The 13,667-nt window shown below is 36.4% G+C and carries 9 protein-coding genes and 1 CRISPR repeat array; all 9 genes read left to right on the forward strand.

What is annotated here, in order from left to right:
- The first annotated feature begins 3 nt into the window (after positions 1-3).
- Positions 4-294: a CRISPR-associated endonuclease Cas2 gene (cas2, locus tag RVS70_RS11280; protein ID WP_166529812.1), complete on the forward strand. Its 291-nt coding sequence runs from the start codon at positions 4-6 to the stop codon at positions 292-294.
- A gap of 167 nt (positions 295-461) precedes the next feature.
- Positions 462-2,341: direct repeats of the CRISPR family, unit length 32 nt; unit sequence GTCGCACTCTACATGAGTGCGTGGATTGAAAT.
- Between the two features lie 621 nt (positions 2,342-2,962).
- Positions 2,963-4,078, forward strand: coding sequence for a sensor histidine kinase (locus tag RVS70_RS11285; protein ID WP_321133325.1), 1,116 nt, complete (start codon positions 2,963-2,965; stop codon positions 4,076-4,078).
- A gap of 16 nt (positions 4,079-4,094) precedes the next feature.
- A complete protein-coding gene (locus RVS70_RS11290) occupies positions 4,095-4,736 on the forward strand; it encodes a response regulator transcription factor (RefSeq protein ID WP_321133328.1) in 642 nt (213 codons plus the stop codon).
- 193 nt (positions 4,737-4,929) lie between these two features.
- A complete protein-coding gene (locus RVS70_RS11295; protein ID WP_026679957.1) occupies positions 4,930-5,862 on the forward strand; it encodes an ABC transporter ATP-binding protein in 933 nt (310 codons plus the stop codon).
- 12 nt (positions 5,863-5,874) lie between these two features.
- Positions 5,875-7,128: an ABC transporter permease gene (locus RVS70_RS11300; protein ID WP_281949308.1), complete on the forward strand. Its 1,254-nt coding sequence runs from the start codon at positions 5,875-5,877 to the stop codon at positions 7,126-7,128.
- Positions 7,125-8,240, forward strand: coding sequence for an ABC transporter permease (locus RVS70_RS11305; RefSeq protein WP_026679955.1), 1,116 nt, complete (start codon positions 7,125-7,127; stop codon positions 8,238-8,240). The genes RVS70_RS11300 and RVS70_RS11305 overlap by 4 nt, the downstream gene beginning before the upstream one ends.
- 510 nt (positions 8,241-8,750) lie before the next feature.
- On the forward strand, positions 8,751-10,913 hold the full coding sequence (locus tag RVS70_RS11310) for a YhgE/Pip domain-containing protein (RefSeq protein WP_281949307.1): 2,163 nt from the start codon (positions 8,751-8,753) through the stop codon (positions 10,911-10,913).
- Between the two features lie 51 nt (positions 10,914-10,964).
- Complete coding sequence (locus tag RVS70_RS11315) at positions 10,965-11,453, forward strand: DinB family protein (protein ID WP_051388248.1); 489 nt, start codon at positions 10,965-10,967, stop codon at positions 11,451-11,453.
- A 569-nt stretch (positions 11,454-12,022) separates the two neighbouring features.
- Complete coding sequence (locus RVS70_RS11320) at positions 12,023-12,979, forward strand: alpha/beta hydrolase (RefSeq protein ID WP_281949306.1); 957 nt, start codon at positions 12,023-12,025, stop codon at positions 12,977-12,979.
- Positions 12,980-13,667 lie beyond the last annotated feature (688 nt).

The following is a 13,667-nucleotide window of genomic DNA, read 5'->3' on the forward strand; positions in this document are numbered from 1 at the left end:
TATTTGTTAGTTTTAGTTACCTATGATGTTAATACAACTAGTAATGGAGGAGCGAGAAGACTCCGTAAAATTTCCAAAATTTGTCAAAATTATGGACAACGGGTTCAGCATTCCGTATTTGAATGTGTTGTTGATGCAACACAGTATACCACCTTAAAGATTGAATTATCTGATATAATCGATCGGGAGAAGGATAGTCTCCGTTTTTATCAACTAGGGAATAATTACAAAATGAAGGTGGAGCATATTGGTGTTAAGGATTCTATTGATATAGAGCAACCTTTGATTTTTTAGTGCGAATGTGAAGCAAACATGAAACCCCTAGATGATTCGCACCATTAAAAAGTGATTTTTTTTACATTTATTTCTATAAATGAACAGGTGTTTTATAACTTATAGAAAAATAGCGTTATTTTGGTTTGTTTTTTAACAATTATTGTAAATAATAACCATAATTCGCAGTCGCACTCTACATGAGTGCGTGGATTGAAATCAAGGGTCATACGCATGTGGTGCGGAATTTATCGTCGCACTCTACATGAGTGCGTGGATTGAAATATAATCACTTGTTAAATTTAATGTTTTGTTTCTGTCGCACTCTACATGAGTGCGTGGATTGAAATACTCCCACCATTTGTTAATATGTCGTCAAAGTCTGTCGCACTCTACATGAGTGCGTGGATTGAAATTTTTCACTACTTCTGTCAAACCTGTAATAATTGGGTCGCACTCTACATGAGTGCGTGGATTGAAATTTATCAAGATATCCTTGTTCAATTTGTTCTGTGGTCGCACTCTACATGAGTGCGTGGATTGAAATAAGAAGCCTTGGGCAGTCTTTTCTGCTAATGGACCGTCGCACTCTACATGAGTGCGTGGATTGAAATCAAAATCGAACCTAATTTGATTAAATCCACCCCAGTCGCACTCTACATGAGTGCGTGGATTGAAATCTGATTGACTATTTGTTGCATCGGTGGGGATATTGTCGCACTCTACATGAGTGCGTGGATTGAAATTAGCCTATAAGTACGCATAATAAAAAAGCCTGTTGTCGCACTCTACATGAGTGCGTGGATTGAAATCTTGTTGATCCGTAAAGGGTCTATTTACTGCAAGTGTCGCACTCTACATGAGTGCGTGGATTGAAATTTGTAAACAGCTAATGCATAACGAACACCGTCAGTGTCGCACTCTACATGAGTGCGTGGATTGAAATCGTTCGAAAGTCGCCGGTTAGACAGATACCAACCGTCGCACTCTACATGAGTGCGTGGATTGAAATCCGAAAAGTCGAAATCAACTATTCGCAGCCCTAGGTCGCACTCTACATGAGTGCGTGGATTGAAATTCTTAAGCACAGTTAGTATTTCTAAAGCGTTACTGTCGCACTCTACATGAGTGCGTGGATTGAAATCTACTGCGGAATACATAATCGCTATCTTTAGCGGGTCGCACTCTACATGAGTGCGTGGATTGAAATGCTAATGATTCAGCCGGGATACACGCCTACAGACGTCGCACTCTACATGAGTGCGTGGATTGAAATAGACCTGATTCAACAGATAAACGTTTTAGAGATCGTCGCACTCTACATGAGTGCGTGGATTGAAATGTTTTAGTTCCTACCATAGTATTACCGCATTTTTGTCGCACTCTACATGAGTGCGTGGATTGAAATAGATTGAACCTAACGTAGCTACAGGTCGTCTATTGTCGCACTCTACATGAGTGCGTGGATTGAAATATCATTTTTCTAACGATAGGTTAAAATTAAGTACGTCGCACTCTACATGAGTGCGTGGATTGAAATCATTGATACATTACAGCCACACCAAACTTGCGAAAGTCGCACTCTACATGAGTGCGTGGATTGAAATCAATACTCATTATAAGAAATATAATAAAGGGTTGGTCGCACTCTACATGAGTGCGTGGATTGAAATAATCACGTTTGATAATAACGATTATCTACTGCGTCGCACTCTACATGAGTGCGTGGATTGAAATGAGAAGTGAAAACCAACGCTACGAACAGGCTTTGGTCGCACTCTACATGAGTGTGTGGATTGAAATAGATATCTACGTGGGATGAAATAAACCGCATATGTCGCACTCTACATGAGTGCGTGGATTGAAATCCTTAATGGGAGGGAAAGGAGGAAATGACGTGAGTCGCACTCTACATGAGTGCGTGGATTGAAATAGGAAATCTATCAAGAATTAATAAGCAACGTTTCAGTCGCACTCTACATGAGTGCGTGGATTGAAATTAACGACTTATCTAATATTATGAAAGAGTTGTCCGAGTCGCACTCTACATGAGTGCGTGAATTGAAATTAATGAGGATACAAGGAACAGGCAGCAATTAGATGTGGACATGGAGATTTTTTATCTGTAACAATTATGAACAACTCACGTCAAGTCTATTAGTCAACCACTTATTTATGTGAATTCACTAGATAGTCTAGTTGTTGCTTCAAGGGGCATTACGTAGGCTTATTTTAAAAACATAACAATAAGTTGTAGATACATAAATAAAAGAACATATGTCATGCCATAATTCTATAAAGTAAATAACTATGATAGAGGTGTCTAACGTCATTTAAAATAGAATGAAAATTAAAAATATGTTCTAATAAGCAAAGATATTTGTTATCTTTAATTTATCCCACATATAACTGGCAGTAAGACCCTCACTTCAAGCATTAAAGTAAAACCAATATGGATAAGGTGGATGATCGACTGCCAGTAAATGTCCGATTGGTTTAAAGGCCTTTAGGTACCCTTTAGATACTATTAATCCGTGAGGGGTAAACAAAACCCACATCGATTGAAGTTTCACTCATTCATTTACACAATGTCATCCTTCTTATCGCAGAAGCATTCTTAAAAAGTAAAAAAATGTATGACATGAAAAGAAAGACAATCCCTAGAGAAGCAAGTTGGTGGAAAAAATTATTGAAATATGAGCTTAGCTTTGGAAAAGGTTGGAGTAGAAAAATGATGCACTTTTGGATAAGAGGTTCTTTCATCAGCGGTTTTTGGGTACTTTTTATAGTTCAGGATAGTACCAACATTGCTGTAAGTCTTCTTGCGTTTGCTATAAGTTTTGCTTTATTCTGTTTACTTTCATTAAATCGAGCCCTGCTTACTCATTATCTTATATTATCAGTAATTGGGTTATCCCATGGATGGGTGATGATGGAATCTTTGCTACCGATTCTTTATTTACAAATGTTGGCAATTGATGCGAGCTATCGTCTCTCTACAAAAAATTTATATTATTATCTATTATTTAATGGAAGCATGTCCATTCTTTATGCGTACTCGTTAGGAGATTTTTTCATTGAAATCATCATTAGTACTGTTTTATGTATCATTCTTATTTTATCTTTAAATCATCACGTGGTGATGCGACACGAGCAAAGAGAGTTGTATGATCAATTATTGGGAGAATATCGTAAATCGAAACGTTTAAACCTTTCTGCACAACGAAATGCACGCTTGGAGGAAAGAACAAAAATTGCAAGAGATATGCATGATTCTGTTGGTCATCGATTAACAGCTTTGATTATGAAATTAGAAATGTTATCCATAACACATCAGGATGCAGATTATCAGGATTTAAAAGAGATGGCAATGAAAAGTCTGGAGGAAACTAGACAGGCAGTATCGGCATTACAAACAGAAGAGCATGAGGGTATTTCTACAGTTGTCCATTTAATTCGCAAATTAGAAGCAGAAAGTCATATGCTTGTTCAATTCACAGTGAAACAGGGTGTCTTATCCATACCGTTAACCAATCAAAAAAGTGTTGTTCTATACCGTGTTATTCAAGAAGCATTAACAAATGCAATGCGACATGCCCAGTCACGGGAAGTCGACGTTACCTTAGGAAAAGCAGCTACTGGAGCTGTTTCATTTGAAATTAGTAATGCTGTATTTGACTCTGAACCGTTCACTGAAGGGTTTGGATTAACAAATATGAAAAAACGGGTGGATGAAGTTAAGGGGAGTATGGAAATATATCGCACAGAAAAGAAATTCATTGTTTCTGGAATGATACCTGTTTAGTAAAGGGGAAAATTAAATGTGGCGTGTTCTATTAGTTGAAGATCAGGTTATGGTGCGACAAGGGCTGAAAGTCATCCTTGAGCAGGATGAACAGATTCGCGTGACACATGAAGCAAGTAATGGAAAAGAGGCAATAGAGATATTACATAAGCATTTCATCGATTGTATTATGATGGATGTACGTATGCCTGTCATGAATGGGATCGATGCTACTAGAGTCATCAAACAAAATTGGCCAAATGTAAAAATTCTTATATTAACAACATTTAATGATGAGACTTATGCATTGGAGGCTCTTAAGGAAGGCGCAAATGGATTTTTATTGAAAACGTCTGAATCAACAAAGCTCATTGATTCTGTATATAGCTGTATGCATGGAGGTATGACACTTCATGATGAGGTAGCAGCAAAAGTAGTACCACAATTACTCCAACGTTCCCGTGAAGAGCAAGCATCATTAGATGTTTCTTTAACTGAAAGGGAACTATGCATTACCAGATTAATTGGTGAAGGAAAAACAAATAAAGAAATTGCTTTGGAGCTACATCTATCTATTGGAACAATTAAAAATTACCTAACGCAAATTTTACAAAAAACGGGGTTGAGGGATCGTACCCAACTGGCCATATTTGCAGTTAAACAAGATATTACAGAATAAGTTTTAGGGAGATCAAAACGTGCTTAGGGATATCTATTCTTTATCCTATAGCACGTTTTTTAATGTGTTAGATAGTATGTTTCTAATACTTCATGGTGACCTCCGTCATATGAATTACCAGATAATCCATGACTTCAGATAGTATGGTATTTGTGGCAATTCACGTAAACTAAGGATAAGGGAGGAGATGCAGGTGCTTGAATTAGTAGATCTAACCAAAAGATTTAAACAGCAATATGCAGTCAAAAATTTAAATATGTTTATTGAAAAAGGGGAAATTATAGGACTGCTTGGACCAAACGGTGCAGGAAAATCGACAGCTATATCCATGATGTCATCATTGGTTGAGCCAACAGCAGGAGATGTCCGATTTAATAATAACAGTATACTAAAGAAGCCAGCTCAACTTCGAAAGGTAACAGGTATTGTACCACAGGAAATTGCACTATATAACGATTTAACTGCTGAAGAAAACCTACAATTCTTTGGAAGAATTTATCGATTAAAAGGAGCGGAATTAAAAAGAAGAATGGATGAAGTATTAGACCTTATTGGTCTAAAAGATAGAAGGAAAGATATTGTAAAGAAATATTCTGGAGGAATGAAACGCAGATTAAATATTGGTGTAGCACTATTACATGACCCAGAATTAATTATTATGGATGAACCAACCGTTGGAATCGATCCCCAATCTCGTAATTACATTTTGGAGACAGTTAAACGGTTGAATGCAGAACGAAATATTACCGTACTTTATACAAGTCACTATATGGAGGAAGTAGAGTTTTTATGTGATCGCATTTATATTATGGATAAAGGAAACTTAATTGCTTCTGGTACAAAGGATGATATCAAGCGAATTTTATCCGCGGAGAAGACAATATCTATTAAAGCTGACCGACTGAATGAAGCGTTTATAAAGGAAATAAAAGAGCACCCTTTGGTAAATAACATTCAAGTAGAAGAGAAAGAAATAACGATAATGGTGGCTAAAGAGGTTAATATTTTCTCAACTCTAATTAAAATGGCAGAGGACGCATCCTTGGAATTAAGTTCGGTAGCTATTAAAACACCTACACTAGAGGACGTATTCCTCCATCTCACCGGAAGAGCATTACGAGATTAGGAGGATATGGATATGATAGGTCAAATTATAAAAAAACAAGCATTGTTATTAATAAGAAATCCTGTTCAGTTATTACTCCTTATTGGCTTACCGATTATATTGATTCTGATATTAGGGAATGCGCTAGGCAGTATGATGAATGGTGATAGTTCTGGTTTAAAGGTAAAATTAGCATTAATTGAGCATCAGCCTGAGAACGAGCAAGTGGAAAACTTTTTAGCAAGTATCGACAATCCGAAAGGAACAAAGGTAGAACAAAGCGATGTAACTAATATCGCGCCGATTCAAACATTAAAATCAATTCTAACGAATGATGAATTAAAGGGAGTGATTGATGTTAGAGAAGTACCTTTTAGCGAGAAACAAGCGGTTTTAGATGATAATACCTATACTGCTGTTATTGAAATTCCTCGGAAATTCACACACGATTTTTTGTCGTATACAATTTTTGGGGAAGGAAATAAACCTAAATTACAACTATACGAAAATGAACAGCAACAAATTGGAGCAGGTGTTATTCGTAGTTTACTGGAAGATCTACAGCGACAATATACACTAGCCTCATTTTTACAAGAAAAGGAAATCGACCAACAAGTGCTTGCTGTAGAAACAGCTCTATTGAATAATAATCAACAATCGATTAATCAAAAAAATCCGGTGACCTCTAAGGGGTATTATACAATAGGAATGGCTGTTATGACTGTGTTATATATTGCTGCTACAATTGGTTCGCTTGCCTTTATGGAGAAAAGAATATTTGTATTTAACCGAATAATTATTGGAAATATGTCTCGTTGGGTATATTTTACTGGCATATTGCTGTCAGGTATGATTTTTGGATGTTTACATCTTGGAATTATATTCAGTTTTGCTTGGATTACCTTTGGAGTTAGTTGGCCCAATATCATGGCATTACTGCTAGTCACGTTTGCATTTTCTATTGCTGTAGGAGGGATTGCAGTTCTGTTAACCGCAATAAGCTATCGTTTGCATTCTGAGACCGTAACTAATTTCTTTTCTGGTATTGTTGTTTCTCTTATGGCTTTGATGGGAGGAAGCTTTTATCCAATTGGAGATAATTCAACTTTCATTCAGACACTTGGCAATTTAACACCAAATGGTGCTGGAATGTCAGCATATCTAAGCATTTTAAGAGGAGACAATATTTCAGCGATAAGTTCAAATATTCTTTTTCTTTGCTTATTTGGAATGGCAATGGTTCTAATTGCAGCGAGTACTTTCCCTAAAAGGGGGGAAGCGGTATGATTGGTATTTTATTTGCGAAAGCTAGACAATTTATTCGAAATCCATGGACTTTCCTTATCTTCACTGGCATGTCTATTGGTTTTGCCTTAATTATGGGGATAACTGGAGGAAGTAATGCAATTAGGGTTCCAGTAACGATAGTGGATGAACACTTGCGAGATACTACAATCATGTCTGAATTAAAAGCATCTACGTCCTTTGACCTTCAAGAAATGAAGAAGGAAGAAATGTTGAAGCATCTTAAAAACGGAAAAGCTGAAGTAGGTGTAATTCTAAAAGAGGAAAATTATCAAGTTATAGTTGGTGTTGACTCTGTTCGTGTTCGTATGGTAGAAAATATGGTTCGTCAGGCATATATTCATTATTATCAGCAACAAAATATAGTGGATGCTGCCAATATGGTTAGTAATAAGCAAAAGGATTTATTGCTTTATGACATGGAAGAGTCTATGAATGATCCCGTATTTACTGTTGATTCTAAGGGGTTTACGAGTTCTGATGCTGTTGTGTATAATCCGACATTTCAAGTATTGTTTGGATTTAGTTTATTCTTTGTCATTTATACAATTGCTTATAATGTATTACCAATATTAACAGAGAAAAACGAAGGATTATGGGATCGGATCATATTGTCTCCGGTTAAGAAGTGGGAAATGTATGTTGCCAATATGCTATATAGTTTCTTTGAGGGTTATTTACAGGTGCTTGTGATATTCTTACTGTTCCGATATGGATTTGGAGTTAATTTTAATGGAAGATTCTACGATACACTATTATTAATAATTCCATATGTTTTTGCAGTCATAGCATTAGCACTATTGATTACCGCACTAGTAAAAAATGTTCAACAGTTTAATGCAATTCTACCAATTATAGCTGTTAGTATGGCAATGATTGGTGGTGCTTATTGGCCAATCGAAATTGTTGAGTCAAATGCATTAATAGCACTATCAAAGATTAATCCATTAACATATGGAATGGAAATATTAAATGGGGCAGTTGTCTATAATTACTCCATACAGCATTTACTCTATCCGATCAGTATTTTAATTTTAATGGGCGTTGTTATGATAGGTATAGGTATCCATTTAATGGAGCGAAGACATATTTAAGGAAGAGGGTCGGCATTTAAAGTCGATCTTCTTTTTACTGTAATAAAGAAGAGTATGATATGGAGAAAATTTCATACGATATAACTAACTGTTTTAAAAATTAGTTCAGATTATTATGATTATTATGATATATTTAAATAGCTGGATTTACAGGTTCTAGGTTGTTATAATCATGCATTATACATGATCGTTTTTAGAAGTATCTAAAGGCTATTTCATAATGAGGATTGGAATGGACTTCTACGAGAGGAATGGGTATTAGTGAAACCACATACTATATCAGCATGAAAAGGCTCATCAGTCGCTAAAAAGCGAAGTGGATTTCTAGAGAGAACAGCTTCGTTGCACGAATCATCATGCTAGTTGTTCGTTATTAATTTAAAACACCTTTGTCCCCGCCTCATGAAAACTATAGATGTTACTATGATTGTGCTATCTATTCTTTTGGGCACGCGTTTCGTGTAAAGTGAATGTCCATTCACTAATTTTACAGATAGAAGGTTGATGAAAATGAAAAACACCTGGAAGATTTTTTCGAAGGATATGAAAAATATTAGTACAAATTGGGTCGCTGCCATCTTAATAGGTGGCTTAATTTTATTACCATCGCTATATGCATGGTTGAATATTAAAGCTTCATGGGATCCCTATGGCCAAACAGACCAGATTCCAATAGGTATTGTAAATGAAGATGAAGGAGCAACAGTTCGAGATCAGGATATCCATGCAGGTAATGATTTGGTGGAAAACCTTAAAGAAAATAAATCAATGGATTGGAAGTTCACCGATCGAGAAACAGCCATGGATGAACTGGAATATGGAAATTACTTTGCTGTTATCGTTATACCGAAGAATTTTTCTCAAAAGCTTGGAACAGTAGTTGAGGATGAACCAGAGAAGGCAGATATTGAATATTATGTGAATGAAAAAATTAATGCTATTGCACCTAAGATTACATCAAAAGGTGCCTCGGTAATCGTTGATCAAATTAGCAGTACATTTATTTCGACAGTTAATGGTGTAATCTTCGATTTATTTAATGATTTGGGCGTTGAATTGGAAAAAGATTTACCAGACATTAAACGATTTGAGCAGTATATTTTTAATATGGAAGAAAAATTACCAGAGATTCATGATTTATTAAATGATTCAATGACAGATGCGAATAGTGCTCAAGCTATCATAAATAAAGCTCAAGGTCTGTTGCCGAAGGCTGAAGGCGTAACAAACGATGGATTGAAAACCATCGATAATACAACAGCATTTCTTAAAAAGGCAGAAACTCGATTAGAAGAAATGGCACCGAAAATAGAAGAAGATTTAAATCGAGTACAAGAAATAGCAGATAAAACAAATAAATTTATCCAAGACATCCAAAACACAGGGATTGATTTTAGTAATGGTTCGCAGCTTACGGAACAAATAAATGAGCAGGTTAATCAAAGTATCAAAACAATTGATACCGTACAACAAGCGCTGGAAGAATTACAAAAACAAAATAATGAAGAGGGAACGAGTAACGAGCAGATTGAGAGGGCTCAAGAACAATTAGCAGCTATCAGGGACCGATTAGTAGCTGTACAGGATAAGAATAAAGAAATAGAATCGTTTATTAACGAGAAGAAAACAGAAGTAGATCAGACGATTAATGACTTACAGCAACTATCGGCAAATACCGCTACGAATATTGATGCTTTTGTAAAGGATTATAAAGAAAATATTGAGCCAACTGTTATGGCAGAGATTGACCGTGCTAAAAACACCTTAGCCGATGCACGAAATATCTTGGTAGAAATTAAGGACACCATACCTGAGGTTAAACGTATCTTGTCTAGTACGGAAGGAAATTTAAGTGACGGAAAAAAAGTATTAGAAGAGGTATTAAATGAGTACCCTTATGTAAATAGCAAAGTGAACGAACTGGCAGATCGGATTCGTGATATTCAAGGCGAAACGGATATTAATGAGATTATCCAACTACTACAGAATAATCCAGAGGCAGAGAGAGGCTTCTTTGCTGAGCCTGTTCAGCTTAATGAGAATAAGTTGTTCCCAATTGCGAATTACGGTACAGGTATGACGCCTTTTTACACAGTTTTAGCCATTTGGGTTGGGGGGCTATTATTAATTTCCCTATTAGCTGCAGATGTTCACCATCAAGAAAATCTCACCGGAAGGGAAATGTATTTTGGACGGCTATTCACCTTTATTACAATTGGTTTGTTACAGACGCTAATTGTTACGTCAGGAGATATGCTGTTATTACATGTTGATGTAGCACATCCAATATGGTTTATACTTTTTGGACTGCTCATTAGTGCCATCTTTATGCTAATTATCTATACACTTGTATCGGTCTTTGGTGATGTTGGGAAAGCAATGGTTATCGTACTACTTGTACTACAAATTGCTGGTGCTGGTGGAACATATCCAGTTGTATTATTGCCAGAGTTCTTCCAAGCAATTAATCCATTCTTGCCGTTTACGTATGGTATCGATCTGATGCGAGAAGCAGTAGGCGGAATTGTTTGGGAACGAGCAACGAGAGATATATTATTCCTATGTATATTTGGTCTAGCAGCTGTATTCATGGGTGCATTCTTAAAACCAATTATAAATCGTCAAACAAATAAACTGAAAGAAAAATCGAAGGAGTCTGGATTGTTTCATTAAAATAATTCAAGGGTATTGCTTTAAGATAGCGATAAAGGGAGGTTGATTCAGTTGCAAATTAATGAACAAGCACGAGAAAGTCTTTTATCAGAGGTTAACGGATTAACAGATGAAGAAATAAATAAAAAAGCCTCAGCAGATAGATGGTCAGTAAAACAGATCATGGAGCATCTATATCTTATGGAGGTTGCAATTACAAAAATAATACAACAACAACTCATTACTGGTGATACGGTACATGTTTCAGAAAAGCCAATTCATTTTACAGTCAATCGTTCCGTAAAAGTTGATTCGCCTGATTTCGCAGTACCTAGTGAAGATTTTGTAACATTAGAGGAAATGAAGCAGAAGTTAGCTGCAAGTCATCAAGGATTAAGGCAGTTAAATGAGACAGCGGATAAGAAAACACTTAGGGAGAAATCATATCCACATCCAGCATTTGGAGATTTGAGCCTTGAACAATATATTCCGTTTGTTGGGTATCATGAAAAGCGACATATTGAACAAATTAAAGAAGTGAAAGCAGCGTTCAATAATTGATAAGCTACTTTATTAGGTTCCTTTGGTTCCTTCCTTTTATATCTAATCTAAAAGCCATGGTAATATGCAACCTTTATAATAAGAGCGTAGGGTTCAGTCGTGTTATAAGGAGCTGTCGGGAAAAGTCTCGACAGCTTTTTTATATTCTAAAAAAATATAAAATTTGCCCATATGGATTAATAGGAGCGTGTTGAGTTGTGTCCAGCTCCAGCGCCCAGAAACGAGGTGACATCATGAATCGCCTTAATCTAAGTCATTATCGGATCGCAAGCACATCGTGATTCATTTATCTCCGTTGACTCGCGCCAGTCGTTAGTTTCTAATCAGACGCTTGCGCTTTTGTTCTTTCCTTTTAATTATTCATCACGTTAACTCAGTTCCTTTTATAGCTTTTAAGGAAACGCTTTTGATAAAAACGGCCCGTTGACGATTTCGCATACCAGGGTTGATTTAAAGGGTAATTTTGTCTTTAGCTCTTACTGTTAACAAGTACCAGTGAAAAAGGGTTATCTACTAGCTTGTTCTCCTGTATAATTAAAAGGTGAGGCTAAAAAAGGGGGAGAGTGAGTTTGAAGAAAAAACGATGGATACGTATCGGGTTAGGTCTGCTTGCGATCCTGCTAATAATAGATGTGGTAGCTAGTTTTTATTTTTATAATTTAGCGATTGCTAGAAATGAGAAGGACTTTCTTCAAGACAATTCTGATTTGGAGGTTTCGGCAGAGGCATTAGATGAAATGCTCCAGGGGGATTGGAGGGATTGGGTTCGTGACCAGGATTTTGAAAACTGGGAAATGACTTCATATGATGGTCTTCAATTACAAGGTTATTACCTAAAAGCAGAAGAGGAGACAACTAAAACAGTTATCTTTGCTCATGGTTATTTAGGTCGTGCTACAGATATGGGAATGTTTGGTCAATACTATTATGAGGAATTGGGCTATAATATGTTCACTGCTGATCTAAGAGGCCATGGCGATAGTGATGGTGACTACATTGGTTTTGGCTGGCATGATCGATTAGATTATTTAGATTGGATAAATAAAGTGATCGAAGAACAAGGGGAGGATACGGAAATTGTTTTACACGGTGTTTCTATGGGAGCTGCTGCTGTATTAATGGCAAGTGGGGAAGATTTACCGGATAACGTAAAGGCAATCGTAGCAGATAGTCCGTACACAAGCGTATATGATATGTTTAATTATCAAATGGGAAGAATGTTTCACTTACCAGCTTTTCCAATGCTCCCAAGTACTAGTGTCGTTACTAAAATAAAGGCAGGGTATAGCTTGCAAGAAGCTTCTGCTTTAGAACAAGTAAAAAAGTCGGAAACTCCTATTCTCTATATTCACGGAAATGGAGATACATTTGTTCCAACCCAAATGAGTAAGGAATTATATGAAAATACGAAAAGCGAAGCAGATATGATTATCTTTGATCATGCAGGACATGGGGAAGCATTTGTAACGCATAAAGAAAGATATATAGATAAGCTAACTAGCTTTCTAGATAAATATATCCAGTAATATTAAAAATTTAAAATAATCCCTTGAAGTGAGAGACTGGGAAAATTGACATCATAATCCGAATGGATTTTGATATTCTCCCTTTATAGTAGACTGAGAAATAATAAAAATTCTCGTACTACTATGAAGGGGGGATTTATTATATCAAGGACAACGTGAACGAAGCTTTTTCATTATTTCAGCAAACGCGGTCATGGGTTTAGCTTCTTCCATATAAAGACCGCTTTCTTGCGGGACAGGGTCGTAAGCTTGTGCTTTTCCTGCAGGATAAGGAAGGCTTTGGCAGTGGACATTGCACGCAGAAAAAGTGTTCTTCTTTTTCAAGGGTTCTCCGTATTTTGACTACGCCTCGTATGAACATTTATTTTCATACGAGGCTTTTGAGTTAACTATTTTGTTCCTTCCTAAGATATGTCTTTTAGACCTTAATATGGCTCTCTAAATTTAGCTACGACGAAGGAAGCGTTGCAGTTCGGTTTATGAAGAATAATAAAGAATTTCCCGATTTATTTGTGCACGAATAATCGGATGACGGTCTCTTGTTCCTGTTATTCTATTGATAAAGGAGCATTCCTGTAATGAAGAAATTTGAGGATTGAACAAAAAAGAGCCCCTTGGTATCATACGAGGTGTCCAAAGCTTCGAAGCAAAAATGGACCCTTAAATGAAATAACCAAGGAGGACTCAT

The sequence above is a fragment of the Virgibacillus sp. M23 genome (assembly GCF_034190895.1).
Lineage (GTDB): Bacteria > Bacillota > Bacilli > Bacillales > Amphibacillaceae > Virgibacillus > Virgibacillus salarius.